Genomic DNA, 16,963 nt, shown 5'->3' on the forward strand with positions numbered 1-16,963 from the left:
CGCCTGATTGTTGCCGTTTACGCGCAACCCATGTTGTCAGGTCATACACTAAATCAGAAATCCACCAAATAATTTGTGCCGATGGCGGCTCTAACAGAAGGTTTGCTAAACGGTTCTTGTTGAGTGGATGATCCCTTCCCAGGACATTAGAGATGCTAAGGAAAGAGATCGTCCACTGAATCACAATCTTTAGGCTGGTAAGTATATTTCCCGTACGCGAGTATCACCTGCAAGTTTTTCAGCGGGGCCAGATACGTGAATCTGGCCATGCTCGAAAGCATAAACATAGTCGGCAATTTCAAGCGAAAGATCGACGTTTTGTTCGACAAGAACAATCGATACGCCCGCCTCAGCCAGCTTGATGATGATCTCAAAAATCTGATGAATGATGATGGGTGCCAAGCCCAGTGAAGGTTCGTCCAAAAGCAATAGTTCTGGGTTCCCCATCAATGATCTTGCAATAGCTACCATCTGCTGTTGCCCACCTGACAAGCGCCCTGCCTGACTTTTTCTACGCTCGGCAAGCACAGGAAACAGCGTGTAGACATGGTCGAACAATTCGGCTTCTGTCTTTCCGCGTCCTTCCAGATAGCCGGCTATCAGGTTTTCCTCAATAGTAAGGTGTTGGAAAACTGCGCGCCCTTCGGGACAATGGCCAAGTCCGCGTTTAGCGATCTGATAAGGTTTCAGACGGTCGATACGTTCGCCTTTGAAGCTGATTTGCCCAGAGGAGATAGGGCAAACTCCGCTTATCGAACGCAGAAGCGTGCTCTTTCCCGCTCCATTCGGGCCGATCAGCGATACGATTTCGCCAGCATGCAGCTCAAGGCTGATGCCATGCAAGACCTTCACCCGACCGTATCCGGACTCGATTTGCTCGACTGCGAGCAGCGGCTTCGATGTCACTGATTGCACCTGGCTGGCCAAGATAAGCCTCCTGAACTTGCTGATTATTGCGGATGTTGGCAGGTGACCCATGCGCCAGAACACTACCGCGGTTCATTACATAAATTTCGTCCGAGATGGACATGATGAGTTTCATGTCATGCTCGATGAGCACTACGGCGATCTTGCCCGATTTGAGGTCAACAATGTGATGCTTTAGTTCTTCCGTTTCGCCGTGATTGAGACCTGCAGCGGGTTCGTCTAGAAGAATGGCGTGTGGATCATTAACCATTGCACGGGCAAGCTCGACTAGCTTTTGCTGACCATAGGCAAGCGATCCGGCAAGCCTTTGCGCATGATGCGCGATGCCAAGCTTTTGTAGAATAGCGTAGCATTTATCACGTCGATATCTTTCAGCACTTCTGCCTGGGAGAGCGTCTGCGATGAGAGCTGAGATGGTGCGGGGAACAAGCGCAACTTCGAGATTTTGCATAACTGTCATACCGTCGAACAAGCGAATATTCTGGTATGTGCGTCCCAGCCCGGCATGCGCTACGGCGTGTTTTGGAAGCTTTTGCAGTTCAACACCGTCAAGAACGATCCGTCCTGACGTCACCTGATAAGAACCTGCTGCCATATTGACGAGGGTCGATTTACCCGCGCCATTGGGGCCGATGATCGAGGTAATTTTACCCGGCTTCATCATAAGAGAAGCGTCATCAACTGCCTTGTGTGCGCCAAAGGTTTTGGTGACATGTTCAAAAGTTAGCATCAGCGTCTCCCCAGTTTTGCGGCGAGCCATGAAGGACCAAATTGACGGCTGATAATGCCCATTGGCCTTAGCAGGATAACTGAGACGAGTGCGATGCCGAATACGAGCTGACGATAATCAGCATAGTCACGCATCAGCTCCGGAATAAGCACAAGGATGGCTGCACCGAGCATTGCACCGAAGGGGTTTCCGAGACCGCCGACAACCAACACCAGAACAATGGTGAGCGACTCCCAGAAAGTGAAGCTTTCTGGGCTTACGAAGCGTTGCATAGATGCAAAGACAACGCCGCAGATCCCACCTATCACCGCACTGGTAGCAAAGGCTACGAGCTTGACCTTTGTCGTATTGATCCCGCAACCGCGGGCAGCATCCTGATCCTCGCGTACTGCTGACAAAGCAATGCCCAGTGCGCTCTGCTGTAGCTTCCAGACAAAAAGGAACGTGATGATCAGTAAGCCTAATAGAAGATAGAGGAAATCAAGTGGTGACGAGATTGTCCAGCCAAGAAGCTTCGGTTCGTCGATGCGTGCAATGCCTTGTGGACCATTGGTCAACCAGTTCAGATTGTTCATCAGAACACGGATGATTTCACCAAAACCAAGTGTGACTATCGCCAGATAATCACCGCGCAATCGAAGAACTGGAATACCAAGCAGAATGCCAGCAATGCCTGCCAGAACTGCACCAATGACGAGGATCACTGGAAATGGTAAGTGCAGTCCCAGTTGGTCGGACGCTAAAAGCGCATATGTGTAGGCACCGATTGCGTAAAATGCGACATACCCCAGATCGAGCAATCCTGCATAACCTACGACGATATTCAGGCCCATTGCCAGTACGGCATAAAGCAGGATCGTGTCGAGTACGCGCAACGGATAGGTTGGCAGGAATTGTCCAAGGATGATGAGTGCAAGGGGAAATATTGCAAGCAGCAACATGGTACGCCCCAAGCCGCCACTCGTTGGTGCGGGTGCGCTGTCTGCGCTCGGGAGAGGAGCTTTAGAAATCACTTTTGTACACCATCGTTTCTTCACTGACCTTTGCGCCCAGCAGGCCGGACGGACGGAACAGAAGGATGAGAACAAGAACGGAGAAGGCAAAGATATCGCGATACTCCGTGCCGATGACGCCACCGGTCAGACCCGGCAGAAGCGCTGTTGCGAAGGTTTCAATGAAGCCCAGCAAGATGCCCCCCAGCATCGCACCGGGGATAGAGCCGATGCCGCCGAGAATAGCTGCGGTGAAGGCCTTCATGCCGATCACAAAGCCCATTGTGAAGGTCGCAACGCCATAATAAGAGGCGTAAAGAAGACCAGCGACTGCACCGAGGCCCGGTCCAATAAAGAAGATTACCGAGATCGGAATATTCGGATTGATGCCGATGAGCGAAGAGGTATTAGCATTTTCGGCCACCGCACGAATACGAATTCCCATACGACTTCGATTGACAAACAGTTCGAGCATGACCATCAGAACAAGCGCGATCGCGAGGATCGTAATTTGCTTCCATGTTATGATGATACCGCCAATTTCGATCACGCCACTTGGGAGCATTGACGGATAAATAATCGGACGACGTCCTGCGACAAGCATGACGACATTCTGGATGATGATGGCCATACCAAGCGCAGAGAGCATTGGGGCGAGGCGGGATTTATTGCGCAAAGGCCTGTATGCGGCAACTTCAATCGACATACCAAGAATGCCAATAATGACGAAGGAAAGAATACCGACAATGACGGCAGCGCCCGGAAAGCCTGCAATTCCCAGCGAGCCGCTAAGAAAGACGGCGACGAACGCCCCTGACATGAACATTTCGCTATGTGCGAAATTGATCAGCCGCAGAACCCCGTAAACCATTGTATAGCCAAGCGCTATAAGGGCGTAGATTGAGCCGACTGTCAGCGCATTGACAGTTTGCTGAAGGAGGAAGGAAGACATTTGCGAAGCCTCGATTGCCGAGGCGCGCTCAGGAGGAGCAAGGCAAAACCGTGCTCGGGGGGATCCAAGCGCACCATTTTCAAGTTTGGGAAGTGAGCCTCTGGCAATAAGCCAGAGACCCGTCTGAACCCGAACAGAGTTACTTCACGAGGGCGAACTTTCCGCCATCAACCTTGTACAGGAAGATGAAAGGGTTGGTGAGCTCACCATCCGGCTTGAACGATACTGTGCCAACCATGGACTTAAGGTCGGTCTTCGCAATTTCTTCCGCTATAGCCTTGCGTGTGAGCGGAGCTGGCAGTTTTTTCATGGCCTCAAGGATAACCGAAGCTTCAACAAAGCCATAGGCCGAGTAAGGGCCAGCATCTTCTCCGAAAGCATCCTTATAGGATTTGGCGAAAGCTTCTAGTTCCGGCGAGGAGTCGTAAGGAGGAGCCTGGAAAGAGACGATTGCACCTTCAGCATTTTCGGCGCCAGCGCCATTGATGAAGTCGGACGAGAATGCTGAGTCCGCCCCAAAAATCGTGGACTTAATGCCAAACTCGCGTGCTTGTTTCACGAAGAGGCCAACGGCTGGCATAACGCCACCAAAATAGATGACATCTGGATTTTCAGAGCGAATACTGGTGAGCAGAGCCGAGAAATCTACGTCGGTCTGTGTAACACCTGAGAATGAGGTTACGTTGCCGCCGTCTTTTGTGAACGTGTCGCGGAAGACTTCAGCGACGCCCTGGCCAAATGCCTGCTTGTCATGGATGATTGCAGCTGATTTAGCCTTCAGCGTGTTGACTGCGTAGTCGGCCGGAGCTGAGCCTTGTGAAAGGTCGTTGGCAATTGGACGGAAGAGATTCTTATAGCCCGACTGAGTGACCTTGGGATTTGATGCATTTGTGACTTGTGGCAGGTCGCAACGATTGTAAATATCGGAAGACGGGATCGTCACGCCACTGTTGAAATTTGCAACTACTCCAAGCATTGCAGCATTATCGCAATGTTTTTGCGCAATCAGCGTACCTTGCTTCGGATCGCCATTATCGTCATCTCGCTGAAGAACGACCTTCTCACCGTTGATGCCGCCCGCCTCGTTAACTTGGCGGACGGCGAGTTCCATGCCGTTCATCCATGTCACACCGAAGATCGACTCTGCATTGGTCAGTGGGCCGGCTGCGCCAATGACGATATCTGCATGGGCAGCACCCGACAGGCCGGCGACTGCGATAGTCGCCGCTAGAAACTTCTTATAAGCTTTCATCGTAACCCTCTTTTGGTTTTTCTGGCCTTCATGGGCCGGTATTATTTTTATTGTTGTGGATTGCTCGCCATCCACCGGCGTCTTTTGCTATAAGGCTACTGCCTTAAGCTCTCTCCTGCTCCCGCTGATCCGTTCTGCTATCGATCAAGGATTTCATGAGATTGTTTGCAACGCGCTGGATGTGCTTGCGCAATGTTTCGACAGCGCGTTCGGTATCTTTGAGTCTCGCATAAGCGAGAATGGCGCGATGGTCGGAAAGCTCGAGCTCTACGTCCTGAGCGACCGCGATCTGAAGATTTATGTAACGGTTGGCGTTATCATGCACGCTCTTGAGCAACTTCAACGCAACTGTGCGTCCGCTCGGCGCGTACAGAGTCTCATGAAACTGCCAGTTCAGATCGCCCCAGTTTTCGACGTTACCCTCACTAAGGGTTTCATCAGTCAACTGCTCCGCACGGAGTAGATCTGCGTCAGACAGGCGCGGTATCGCCATCTCAAAAAGCCATGTTTCGAGATGAATGCGGATGTCGAAAAGCTCCTGAATTTCAGCCAGTGACAGCGCTTTGACGATAGTGCCCTTATGCAATTCAGACTGGACGAAGCCTTCTGCCTCCAACTGACGAATGGCTTCGCGAATAGGAATACGGGAAACACCAAGCTCGGTTGCCAATGCTTCTTGCCGTAGCGGGGTGCCTTCAGCGAGCTCGCCAGCAATAATTCTGCGGCGTAGTTCCACCACGATCTGGTCAGTAAGGGATTGTCTCCCGATCTTTTTTGTCATCAGGCTCTCCATTTCTAAATTGGATACAATATACAAAAAATAGAGTCAACAATGAAATATGATGCCCTATATGATCGAAAATAGAAAAATAATTTCATTTATAGCGTTGACGACGGCATTATTTCCGTTCAAGTTGGATATTGTATCCAATATTGACGGGCAAAAGCTCGCATCGGGGAATTGAAATGACCAATAAAGACACGCGGACAGTCGCAGGGGAGGGTCCTTGCGGAGATGTACTTATCGTCCAGCCGGGTTCTGCTGAAAGCTACTGGCAACCTGTGCCCGCCAATGGTTCTATCGATGTAATTTTCGCCCCTCATCGAGTTCCAATGGAGCATCCAATCGGTTTCGGGACGCAGACAGTTCCTCCGGGTGGCTATGTACGTGAGCATGCTCACGATCAGAACGAAGAAGTCATCTTTGTCGTGTCAGGCAAAGGGCGTGCGGTGGTCGATGGCGAGAGTCATGAAATGATTCCGGGGTCAGCCTTTTTTATCGGCAAAAATCGTCGCCACATGTTTATCAACGAAGGTGACACCGACATAGTTTGGACTTGGCTGATTGTGCCAAATGGATTGGAAGATTTCTTCCGCTTGATCGGGCGCGATCGGGTAGATGGTGAGCCAGTACCCGAGCCGTTCCCTCGACCTGAGAATGTGCTGCAGATCGAGCGCGACACTGTTTTTGCGGCGCCGCCGCCGGATCCTTACAAAGTTTAAAATACGCCCCTGCCAGCAAGCGTTGCTGGCTTCTCCCAGAAGCTTGAAACGACCCCCAGATTTGTGGGCCGGCAGGCTAATTATATTCGAGGAAAAAATGCGTCTGAAAGACAAAGTCGCCATTATTACCGGCGCTGGTGCAGGCATCGGCAAGGCTGCCGCTCATATTTTCGTTCGCGAAGGGGCTAAAGTCATTGTAGCCGATCGTGATGGGGAAAAGGCTGCGGCTGTTGCTGCGGAACTTGGCGATGCAGCTGTTGCATTCACCGTCGATGTTTCGCGCTCCGATGAAGTGAAGGCGATGATCAATAAGGCGGTCAGTACTTTCGGACGCCTCGATATTCTGGCCAATAATGCGGGTTACGGTATTCCGGGCACTGTCGTAAATACGGAAGAGGACGATTGGGATGCGCTGATGGCAGTTAATCTCAAGGGCGTTTATCTTTGCTGTAAGCACGCTATCCCGGTGATGGCGGCTCAAGGTGGTGGCACTATCGTTAATACTGCTTCCAATGTTGCGACTGTAGGTATCTTTGATCGTGCAGCCTATGTTGCATCAAAGGGTGGTGTAGCGGCTCTTACCAAGGCTATGGCACTGGATCACGCGAAGGAAAAAATTCGCGTTAATTGTGTGGCGCCCGGTGTCACATGGTCGAGCTATTTCGAGAAAATGGTTGAAACAACGCCCGATCCTGATGGCTTCAAGAATGCATTGAAAGCACGTTCGCCAATCAATCGCTGGGCAGAGCCGCAGGAAATCGCAAATTGCATTTTGTGGCTCGCATCAGATGAAGCATCCTTTGCGACAGGTGCAATGTTCACCGTCGATGGCGGCATGTCGGCCTGGTAATCGCATGACGATAGATACTCCCGTCCCCCATATTGCACTTCTTGGCTTCGGCGCCATCGGAAGGGATCTGTGCAGTAAGCTTCTGGCCTATAACTGTCAGATCACTGTGCTGCTGCGCGAAGGCGTAGAGGCACCGGATCAGCCACCCCGCAGGATCCGGTTTGTCAATGATGTGAATGCGTTGTTGGCTTCAGCACCTTCTGTTGTTGTCGAGGCCGCCGGACAGGATGCCTTGAAGGCATTCTGTCCGGTTTTTTTAAAGGCTGGCATTGATGTAATTGCTGCTTCGGTGGGGGGCATTGCTGATGCCGCTTTCAAATTAAGAGCAGCAGAACTAAGCGAGCAGAGTGGTGCTCAACTGATATTTTCGACAGGTGCGGTGGGTGGTCTGGATTATCTTGATGTCGTGACTCAAGCTGACGATCTCAGCGTAACTTACACGTCACGCAAGCCGGTCTCCGCTTGGCTCACTGAACTCAAAGAACTTGGGGTTGATCCCGAAAATATGCGCGAAGCGTTCGTACTTTATGAGGGCAATGCCATTCGTGCAGCAGAGCTTTATCCGCGTAATCTGAATGCGGGTCTCACGATTGCGCTGGCCGCCGGTGTGGCGCGCACGGTTGTTAGAGTCGTGGCCGATCCGGCGGTTTCATTCAATACGCATGAGATCGAGGCGCGAAGTTCATTTGGTGAAGCCTTTATGCGGTTCGCCAATCTGCCTTCGCCGGATAATCCCAAGACCTCAGCCATAACAGCTGCCAGCCTTTTAACCGAAGTCATACGTTATTTTGCCGGGCGATTAATTCCGGCGCAGTGAATGGATGGAATGCCGAATGAGCAATGTTCTCATTGCAGGTGCGGGAATAATAGGACTGAGCGCAGCGCGTGCTTTGTTGGCTGAGGGCCATAGTGTCACGATTGTTGATCGCGACCCGGCAGGTGACAAGGCATCCTTTGGTAATGCCGGCGGACTTGGTGTCACCGAGATTGTGCCAGCAAGCGTACCGGGACTTGTCTGGAAAGTACCAGGTTGGTTGTGTGATCCGCTCGGTCCACTGTCAGTGCGTCCTGCACATTTCCCGAAGCTTGTCCCATGGCTTGCGCGCTTTATGCATAGCAGCTCACAATCGGAAATGTTGCGTATTACCAAGGCTCTCGCAGCACTAACTGCGCCGGTTTATGATGATTATATGCCGTTGTTGGAGGAGCTGAAACTAACCCATGAGCTCCACCAGGTTGGCGCATTGTGGGTCTATGAGACAGAAGCAGCCTTCAAAGCAGACGCGTTTGATCGCGACCTCAGGCGCAGTTACGGCATTGTCTTCGATGAGCTGGATGGTTATGAGGCACGCAGGCTTGAGCCAGCTCTTGGAAAAGCTGTCGTTCGCGCTGCAATGACGCCGCAGTGGTCTCATTTTGATGATCCTAAACGTGTCGTGGATCGTCTGCGTGAATTTGTTGTTGCTCAGGGCGTAAAGCTTGTAAGCGGCGAAGCTGTAGCCATTGAAAGCAAGCAATTGCGTTTGGCAACTGGTAAGGCAGTCGACTTTGATCAGTTGATTATTGCGACAGGCGCGTGGTCAGCACGTCTTGCAAAGTCGATAGGTGATCGCGTGCTGCTTGAAAGCGAACGCGGCTATAACATCACGATACCTAATTCTGGCGTATCGCTTACGCGTGAAGTGATTTTCGCCGAACGCAAATTCGTGGCCACACCGATGGATATGGGATTGCGTATCGGAGGCGCTGCCGAGTTTGCAGGGCTTGAAACTGCGCCCAATTATGCACGCAGCAATGCTCTCGCAAAGCTTGCGCGTATTTATCTTCCCGATCTAAAATCGGAGGAGGGAACGCGCTGGATGGGACATCGTCCGACAACGCCGGATAGCCTGCCCGTGATCGGACGCTCGCCACATCGCGACGACGTTATCCATGCCTATGGTCATAGCCACGGAGGTCTGACACTCGGACCAACCACAGCTCGCCTGATTGCAGACCTCGTTGCTCGTAGACAATCTGCCATTGATCTCTCACCTTTTTCCGTCAGCCGCTTTTCCTGACCTGGAGCGTATTATGAATCCGCATACTTTTATCTGTGTCGATGCTCATACTTGCGGCAACCCCGTTCGGGTTGTTTCTGGTGGGGCACCGATTTTGCCGAATGTCAGCATGGCGGAAAAGCGTCAGCTTTTTTTGCGTGATCATGATTGGGTGCGTCAGGCACTGATGTTTGAACCCCGTGGTCATGATGTGATGTCTGGATCGGTTCTCTATCCGCCATCCCGCGACGATTGCGACCTCGGGGTACTGTTTATCGAAGTATCCGGTTGTCTGCCAATGTGCGGACACGGCACGATCGGCACTGTCACAGTTGCACTTGAACAGGGTTTTGTCGTTCCAAAGACCGAAGGAAAACTCGCACTCGAAGTTCCGGCTGGTCGCGTGGAGGTCGAGTACAAGCGCAACGGCCGGTTCGTTGACGAAGTCCGCATATACAATGTGCCCGCCTATCTCCATGCCAGCGAAGCGAAGATCGACGTTCCGGGCATGGGCGAGCTTGTGGTCGATGTTTCCTATGGTGGAAATTTTTATGCCATCATTGAACCGCAGAAGAACTGGGCCGGCCTTGATAATATGAGTGCTGACGATATTCTCAAAATCAGTCCGCTGATCCGCACGCTGGTACAGGAAGCTGTGGCGCCGATCCATCCTGAAGATGACCGAATTGCTGGCGTCAGCCATGTTATGTGGGCTGACAAGGGAAAACATCCTCAAGCTGATGCCCGCAACGCTGTTTTCTATGGCGATAAGGCTATCGATCGTTCGCCCTGCGGAACGGGTACATCGGCCCGCATGGCGCAGCGCGTCGCTAAAGGATTGCTGCACGTTGGCGAAACGTTCGTACATGAATCGATCATTGGTACACTGTTCCATGGTCGGGTGGAGAGTGCCACGGAAGTTGGCGGTCGGCCTGCCATTCGGCCGAGCATTGGTGGTTGGGCGCGTGTCACAGGCTATAATACGATCCTTGTGGACGAGCGCGATCCGCTTGCCTTTGGCTTCCAGGTAAAGTGAGGCGATCATGATCCTCGAAGAACGCGACTATCATATCGTTCCGGGTCGCATGGCGGAATTCATTGCGACATATGAAAAGCTTGGCCTTGAAATCCAGACAGAAATCCTCGGCGGCTTCGTAGGACATTTCGTCTGCGATATTGGCGAACTGAACCATGTTGTAGCGCTGTGGCGCTATGAAAACATTGCCGAACGCGAGGAAAAGCGCGCGCGCATGCTCGTTCATCCAGGATGGCAAGCCTATCTCGAAGCGATCAAGGGCATGATTGAACGTCAGACTATCCGCATTCTTAAGCCAACTGCAATTTCACCAATGGTGTAGCCATGAAATCCGTTCTGCCTGCCCTTGCTGATCTTGTTCCTGAGCGCATGAAGCCGGGAACTGATCTTATAGCTGAAGGTAGACAGCTTTCTCGCGACTGGCGGGTTGGTAGAAATGCCTTTCTCGACGCGAATAATGTTACCTGCGAGGCGGAATATAAACGACGCAAGGCCTCCGAAGGCCGCATGATGCAACATGCGCATATAGGCTTTCGTAGCGTTGAGCGGACTGTTGAAGCGATTGGCGAAGTGCACGGCACCTGTGCCAGTCGCAGCGTGACGGTCGATCGTTTCGGTATTACGCTTGACTGGTCAATGGGTTACCCGGTTGCACTGCGCAAAGATCGACCCAAGGGAACAGGCATTGTTCTAAACGGGCCTGAGGACTTTGCACGCATCACCAATGCCGCACCGGCGGCTGCGCATTTTGGCGACTTCATGCTCGGATTACCCGGTGCTATCGAGAACACCAAGGGTGCGCTTGCCGCAGGGGCTACTGCCATTGGTAATCTGGGGCAATATTTCACCTTCCGCTTGCCCTATTGGGATGATGATGTTGCAACGACTGAAGCTGCTGTCACAGCGCTTGGTTTGATCGCGGCTCAAGATGAGGAGGTGCTCGTTCACTCCAATCTGGACGACGGTTTTGCAGGGCTATTTTCAGATATGAGTTCGGCGCTTGGCATGGTGCTGATCGAGCGGCATATCGTTGAAAACCTGATCGGCGGGCGCATGTCGCATTGCTTCGGTCACCATTACACAGCACCACTCGTGCGAATGGCATTCCATAAGGCTTTGGCGACATTCAGCGATGCACCGGGCACTATGCTATTCGGCAATACGGTGAGTTATAAATCAACCTCGGCAGGTAATTTTGCCAGTCTTGCAAGCTATTTGCAGGCTGATATCTGGGCCTTGGCGCGCATTCATACAGGACATGCAATCAACCCTGTACCTGTGACCGAAAATCAGCGCATACCCGATGTTGATGAAATCATTGATGCACAGACTTTTGCCACCCGCATGGCAGAACACGCGATCCCAACAGCCAGTCTGATCGACCTAGCACAGGTGGATAAAGCTGCTGATGGTCTGATCGAAGCCGGGCAGCGTTTTAGTCAGAATGTTCTGTCCGGTCTTGAAGAAGCGGGCGTCAATATCAATGACGCGGCAGCGCTTATGCTTGCCTTGCGTCGTATCGGGCCGAAACGGTTGGAAAGCCTCTATGGCGCGGGCCGCGAAGATGCAACTGCCTGGGGTGGTCGTCGCTCGGTCATGTTGGCTGAGTGGGTCGAGGAGCTTGAAGAAAGTGCACATGGATGGGTTGAACGCATTCCGGAGCCTGCACGTATAGACATTGCTGAAAGTGGTTTGCGAGGATGCATCGCCTCATCGGACGTGCATGAGCATGGCAAGAACCTGATCGAGCGCATTCTTGGCATGAGTTCCGTCGGTATCATTGACGGAGGCACCTCTGCGGACCCGGAAGCGGTCGTTGCCACAGCCCTTGCCGAAAAAGCCGATATCATCGCTATATCGACGTATAACGGCATCGCATTGCGCTATGCTCGTGATGTGCTGGCAGCTCTCAAAGAGGCTGGTTCCAATATGCCCGTTCTGATTGGTGGAAAGCTCAATGAGATCCCTGAAGACTCAAATTCGGGGCTTCCGGTAGACGTTAAAGCCGATATTGAGGCGATTGGTGCTTTGCCTTGCGAAACGCCCGAAACGATGACGAAGTTTATCGAGAATTTCATTAAAAACACAAATAAGGGAACAAAAGCATGACACGTTGGACAGGTGTATTTCCGGCCGTTACCACAAAGCTCAAGCAAGACGGTGCGCTTGATCTCGATGCCACTGCTGCTTCGATAGAGCGGTTGATCACCAATGGCGTTTCCGGCGTCATTGTACTGCCAATGCTTGGTGAAAATGCCTCGCTGAGGGCCGAAGAACGTGATCAGGTTATTCTGGCAGCAAAAGAAGTTGTCGCTGATCGCGTGCCGCTGCTCTCTGGCCTCGCTCAGATCTCGACGGCCGATGCGGGAGCTGCTGCTCGTCACTATGAAAAGCTTGGCGCTCAGGGTCTGATGGCGTTCCCATCGCTTGCCTATAAGACCGACCCGCGAGAGACCGTGGCCTGGTACAAATCGCTTGCTGCAAGCAGCGGTTTGCCGATCATGATCTACAATAATCCCATTGCTTACGGTGTGGATGTGACACCAGAAATACTCAAACAATTGGAGGAGACCCCCTCGATTGTTTGCATCAAGGAAGAGTGTGGCGACATTCGTCGTGTGACCGATCTTTACAATGCATGTGGCGAGCGTTTCTCGGTGTTCTGTGGCGTGGATGACCTGATTGTTGAAAGTCTGGCATTGGGCGTCACTGGCTGGGTTTCGGGTATGACCAATGTCTGGCCTGCCGAATGTGTAAAACTGTTCAACCTTGCTTGGTCTGGGGACTTCGAAGAAGCACGCAAGCTATATCGTTTGCTGACGCCGTCTTTCCATCTCGATACGCATGTGAAGCTGGTTCAGTATATTAAACTTGCTGAAAAGCTGGTCTATGGCGCACCCGAATGGGTGCGTGAGCCGCGTCTTCCTTTGGTGGGAGACGAGCGCGTGCATGTTGAAACTGTCGTGAATGACGCCATCGCCAAGCTCGCCTCCTTGAAGGATTAAGCCATGCGCTTTACGAAGATGGTCAATGTCGTCGGCGTTCATGCTGCCGGCGAATTAAATGAGGTAATCACTGGCGGCGTTCTCGACGTGCCGGGCTCTTCGATGTTTGAGAAAATGCAGTATCTTGAAAGCCAAGCTGATGATCTGCGCAATTTTCTGCTAAACGAACCGCGTGGTCGGGTAACGCAATGCGTTAATCTTGTTCTGCCAGCGACAAAACCCGAAGCGGATGCTGGTTTTGTCATTATGGAGTCGGATTTTTATGTGCCGATGTCCGGCACCAACACAATCTGCACCGTAACGGCTCTGCTGGAAACGGGCATGATCGCGATGAAGGAGCCAGAAACAAAACTGGTTCTGGAAGCTCCGGCAGGGCTCGTGCCGGTGACGGCGCAGTGTGAAAACGGCAAATGCGTAAGCGTTACATTTGAGAACGTTCCATCTTTTGTTTTCGCGCTCGATGCAAAGGTTGACGTGCCGGGGCTTGGGACCATTACTGTTGATGTAGCCTATGGCGGGATGATTTATGTTCTGGTCGATGCAGCATCAATCGGCTTTAACGTCGACAAAGCCGAAGCAGCCAGGCTCGTCGAAGTTGGTGAGAGGATCAAGAAAGCCGCCGCTGAACAGCTTCCGGCTATTCATCCGGAAAACCCGGAAATCCATACGATTAATCAGACGCTGTTTGCGGGGCCCCTGGAGGAGCGCGATGGTGTCAAGCGTTCCCGCAATGCTGTGATTGTATCGCCGGGTCGCATCGATCGCTCACCGTGTGGAACTGGTACAAGTGCACGATTGGCGGTGATGCATGCGCGCAGGCAGGTCGCGGTTGGTGAAACATTCATTCATGAATCGATCATTGGTACCGAATTTATCGGTCGCGTGCTTAAAGAAACCACATGTGGCGGTCAGGCGGCCATTCGTCCGGCGATAACCGGACAGGCATGGATCACTGCTTTCCATAATTATGTACTCGACCCGACAGATCCGTTCTCGACGGGGTTTCGCCTTGGCGACACCTGGCCGGGCAATTAATTGAGAAAGAGCGCCAAATGTCGATAGCTCTCGCTGATGACGGTTGCCGTCTGTACTATGAGGTGACGGGCGAGGGCGAACCCGTCGTGCTTATCCCCGGTCTGGGGGGCGATGGCCGCTTCTGGCGGGGTGTCGAGAAGGCTCTCAACGGGCTTAAGATCATCACGATTGATCATCGAGGGGCGGGGAGAAGCGACCGCCCCGACAAAGGCTATTCTATCCAGCAAATTGCAAGCGATGTTGTGACTGTTTTAGATGCAGAAAGGATCGATGCCGCCCATCTGGTTGGCCATTCAACCGGCGGTACGGTGGTACAAACCATTGCGCTTGATGCGGCTGAGCGTGCCAGGTCATTGGTCATAAGCGGAAGCTGGGCACGTTCGGATGCACGCTTTCGTGCGCTGTTCTTGTCGCGTTTGGAGATGATGCGGAAGGGTGAGGTGACGGCGTATCAAAACCTCACGCATGTGTTCGGCTATACGCCGGAATGGATAGCCGCACATGAAGCCGAACTTCTTACGGCGGTTACCAGCGCGGCCGAAAATCTTATCCCATACTCGGTGACCGCACAGCGCATCGCTATGTTGCTAGACTTTGATCGGTCGCAAGAGCTGACAGCGATCAATCAGCCGACGCTTTTACTCGGCGCGCGTGACGATATCATGATCCCATATTATCATGTCGAAGAACTGCATCATCTCATTGCACATTCACTTATCCAGGAAATGCAAGGGGGCCATTTTTATCCGCGCGTTGCTCCTCAAGAATTTGCAGACGTTGTGGCCAATTTCTTAGGTGTTTGATCTGCTCAGTTACAAGAAAAAGGCCTGTCAGCATGGAGCGCGCTTTCGTATCGACGCAGTTATGCTGTAGGCACAGGGACGTCGATGAACCCGAAAATCTTCCGCAATACGTGAACCACGCAGTTTTCTGGCGCCTGTTGGGCATGCTGAAGACCCGAAAAATCCCGACGGTACCGCCATTGAAGACTTTTGCGATCTCCGCAAGGAATTGGTCGACAGGTCGCGGCTCTATCTTGACCGAGCCACAGGCCATTTCTTCGGCAATAACCAAGATGGCGCAAAAATCTCGCAGGCGCGATCCAGACCCGGCTTGGCCGCGTTGTATGCTTGCCACCAATCCTGAGGTTGTGAACTCAGATATACTGGCATTCATCCGGAGCTGATTGTTACTTCTGTGGCCAGGGCCGCTGCACGCGACCCTGGCTATCCGAAGCGCAGATTTACAGCGTCCAGCCTCCGTCTATCGTCAGGCTCGACCCAGTCATAAACGAGGCGTCTGGACCTACGAGGTAGGACACCATTCCCGCAATTTCCTCTGGGTTGGCAACGCGCTTCAACGGGCTTCGGTCTGACAACATCTCAATAGCGCCAGCATTCATATCCGTATCAGTTGGGCCAGGCTGAATGTTGTTGACGGTGATGCGCCGAGGAGCGAGATCAAGAGCCAAGCCCTTCACCATTGCTGCGACCGCAGCCTTGGAGAACTGGTAGACGCTCGTTCCCGCCATACCAGTGCGTTCTGCCGTGTTCGATCCGATCGTGATGACGCGGCCGCCATCCTTCATGTGTGGCACCGCGGATTGGATGGAAAGGAATACGCCTCGAATATTAATGTTAATCATAAGATCGAGCTCTTCGAGACTAACCGCATCCACCGTGTTAAGCCGCAAAATTCCAGCGTTGACAACGATAGCGTCGATTGGCCCGAAGATATCGATCGTCTTAGCCACTGCGCCCCGGATGGCTTCAGCGTCTGCGCTGTCGGCCTGAATTGCAATGGCGCGGCGCCCACTCTTCTTGACCTCGTTCACGAGAGCCTCAGCACTGTCCGGCCGCGATACGTATGTGAAGGCAACGTCGTAGCCCTCTTTTGCCAGTCTTTCTACCGCAGCGGCGCCGATGCCACGGGCTCCTCCAAATACGAGTGCAGTCTTTCGTTCGTCGATCGTCATGGGGTCTCCTTTTCTTGACAGATCAGTCCATAATTATTTAAATGAAAAGGCCTCAGTATTGTCTGAGGACGCATTAAGCCTTCAAGCGCTCCGTTGCAAAGCGTGCCATCGCCTTCAGATCGGCGGCTTTTGCGCCGCCGCGCGCGGCGATCTGCAGTCCCGTCATGGTCATCTGGATGAACGCTGCAGCCTCATTAGGATTTAGCGCAGCGTTGACCTCCCCCAATTTCTGGCCCTCTGACACCCTCTCAGCGATGCGTCGACCCAGTGCCATGCTGGCGGCGCTGCGGCGCGCATTAAGGTCCGGGTCGGTCGCACCGAATTCGCTGACGGATCCAACCCCCATGCACCCCAGCGCTCGCTCGGAATCGTCATCCACCACGATGCCAGCAAGCAAATTCTCGATTCCCTTCAAAGGCGATATCGGGCCGCATAGCCTGCTGACATGGCCAGTGTTTGACATCTGCTGATAAGTATCGAGTGCTTCCAGATACAGAGTGCGTTTGTCGCCGAAGGCACCATAAAGGCTCTGCCTGCCGATCCCCATAGCCTCACGCAAGTCATCGGTGGAAGTCGCGGCGAATCCTTTTGCCCAGAACACTCCAAGTGCTTTCTTCAACGCCGCGTCGCGGTCGAATTCTCGTGGTCTCGCCATGCACGCAAACTA

At 52.8% G+C, this 16,963-nt stretch carries 18 protein-coding genes; 10 read left to right on the forward strand and 8 right to left on the reverse strand.

Annotated features, from left to right (window positions below; all coding sequences use genetic code 11):
- Nucleotides 1-189: 189 nt before the first annotated feature.
- From KMS41_20505 to KMS41_20530, 6 genes are all read right to left on the reverse strand, one after another.
- The gene (locus KMS41_20505) at nt 190-891 is read right to left on the reverse strand and encodes an ABC transporter ATP-binding protein (GenBank protein QWK81135.1); all 702 of its coding nucleotides are present in this window, start codon (nt 889-891) and stop codon (nt 190-192) included.
- Nucleotides 824-1,657 (reverse strand): ABC transporter ATP-binding protein, encoded by an 834-nt coding sequence (locus KMS41_20510; GenBank protein QWK80951.1) that lies wholly within the window; start codon nt 1,655-1,657, stop codon nt 824-826. The genes KMS41_20505 and KMS41_20510 overlap by 68 nt, the downstream gene beginning before the upstream one ends.
- Nucleotides 1,657-2,598: a branched-chain amino acid ABC transporter permease gene (locus KMS41_20515; GenBank protein ID QWK81136.1), complete on the reverse strand. Its 942-nt coding sequence runs from the start codon at nt 2,596-2,598 to the stop codon at nt 1,657-1,659. The genes KMS41_20510 and KMS41_20515 overlap by 1 nt, the downstream gene beginning before the upstream one ends.
- Nucleotides 2,599-2,659: 61 nt before the next feature.
- Nucleotides 2,660-3,601, reverse strand: coding sequence for a branched-chain amino acid ABC transporter permease (locus tag KMS41_20520; GenBank protein ID QWK80952.1), 942 nt, complete (start codon nt 3,599-3,601; stop codon nt 2,660-2,662).
- A 139-nt stretch (nt 3,602-3,740) separates the two neighbouring features.
- Nucleotides 3,741-4,853 (reverse strand): branched-chain amino acid ABC transporter substrate-binding protein, encoded by a 1,113-nt coding sequence (locus KMS41_20525; GenBank protein ID QWK80953.1) that lies wholly within the window; start codon nt 4,851-4,853, stop codon nt 3,741-3,743.
- Between the two features lie 103 nt (nt 4,854-4,956).
- Nucleotides 4,957-5,634 (reverse strand): GntR family transcriptional regulator, encoded by a 678-nt coding sequence (locus tag KMS41_20530; protein ID QWK80954.1) that lies wholly within the window; start codon nt 5,632-5,634, stop codon nt 4,957-4,959.
- 185 nt (nt 5,635-5,819) lie between these two features.
- On the opposite strand from KMS41_20530, the gene KMS41_20535 reads away from it, so the two are divergent.
- The 10 genes from KMS41_20535 (at nt 5,820) to KMS41_20580 (ending at nt 15,124) form a co-directional block, all read left to right on the forward strand.
- Nucleotides 5,820-6,356, forward strand: a complete 537-nt coding sequence (locus tag KMS41_20535; protein ID QWK80955.1) for a cupin domain-containing protein — start codon at nt 5,820-5,822, stop codon at nt 6,354-6,356.
- Between the two features lie 97 nt (nt 6,357-6,453).
- Nucleotides 6,454-7,206: an SDR family oxidoreductase gene (locus KMS41_20540; GenBank protein ID QWK80956.1), complete on the forward strand. Its 753-nt coding sequence runs from the start codon at nt 6,454-6,456 to the stop codon at nt 7,204-7,206.
- A gap of 4 nt (nt 7,207-7,210) precedes the next feature.
- Nucleotides 7,211-8,023: an aspartate dehydrogenase gene (locus KMS41_20545; protein QWK80957.1), complete on the forward strand. Its 813-nt coding sequence runs from the start codon at nt 7,211-7,213 to the stop codon at nt 8,021-8,023.
- A 16-nt stretch (nt 8,024-8,039) separates the two neighbouring features.
- Nucleotides 8,040-9,266, forward strand: coding sequence for an FAD-binding oxidoreductase (locus tag KMS41_20550; protein ID QWK80958.1), 1,227 nt, complete (start codon nt 8,040-8,042; stop codon nt 9,264-9,266).
- 13 nt (nt 9,267-9,279) lie between these two features.
- Nucleotides 9,280-10,281, forward strand: coding sequence for a 4-hydroxyproline epimerase (locus tag KMS41_20555; protein QWK80959.1), 1,002 nt, complete (start codon nt 9,280-9,282; stop codon nt 10,279-10,281).
- 7 nt (nt 10,282-10,288) lie between these two features.
- Nucleotides 10,289-10,603 (forward strand): NIPSNAP family protein, encoded by a 315-nt coding sequence (locus KMS41_20560; protein QWK80960.1) that lies wholly within the window; start codon nt 10,289-10,291, stop codon nt 10,601-10,603.
- Between the two features lie 2 nt (nt 10,604-10,605).
- Nucleotides 10,606-12,390, forward strand: a complete 1,785-nt coding sequence (locus KMS41_20565) for a cobalamin-dependent protein (protein ID QWK80961.1) — start codon at nt 10,606-10,608, stop codon at nt 12,388-12,390.
- Nucleotides 12,387-13,286 (forward strand): dihydrodipicolinate synthase family protein, encoded by a 900-nt coding sequence (locus KMS41_20570; GenBank protein QWK80962.1) that lies wholly within the window; start codon nt 12,387-12,389, stop codon nt 13,284-13,286. Before KMS41_20565 ends, KMS41_20570 begins: the two co-directional genes overlap by 4 nt.
- Before the next feature lie 3 nt (nt 13,287-13,289).
- Entirely contained in the window at nt 13,290-14,321 is a 1,032-nt protein-coding gene (locus KMS41_20575; protein QWK80963.1) for a proline racemase family protein, read from the forward strand.
- 17 nt (nt 14,322-14,338) lie between these two features.
- Complete coding sequence (locus KMS41_20580; protein ID QWK80964.1) at nt 14,339-15,124, forward strand: alpha/beta hydrolase; 786 nt, start codon at nt 14,339-14,341, stop codon at nt 15,122-15,124.
- Nucleotides 15,125-15,564: 440 nt separating this feature from the next.
- On the opposite strand, the gene KMS41_20585 is transcribed toward KMS41_20580, so the two are convergent.
- Both KMS41_20585 and KMS41_20590 read right to left on the reverse strand, forming a co-directional pair.
- Nucleotides 15,565-16,296 carry an SDR family oxidoreductase gene (locus KMS41_20585; GenBank protein ID QWK80965.1) on the reverse strand — a complete coding sequence of 244 codons (732 nt, stop codon included), beginning with the start codon at nt 16,294-16,296 and terminating at the stop codon, nt 15,565-15,567.
- Between the two features lie 73 nt (nt 16,297-16,369).
- Nucleotides 16,370-16,951 carry a TetR/AcrR family transcriptional regulator gene (locus tag KMS41_20590; GenBank protein ID QWK80966.1) on the reverse strand — a complete coding sequence of 194 codons (582 nt, stop codon included), beginning with the start codon at nt 16,949-16,951 and terminating at the stop codon, nt 16,370-16,372.
- Between the last annotated feature and the right edge of the window lie 12 nt (nt 16,952-16,963).

This window comes from Ochrobactrum sp. BTU1, assembly GCA_018798825.1.
Lineage (GTDB): Bacteria > Pseudomonadota > Alphaproteobacteria > Rhizobiales > Rhizobiaceae > Brucella.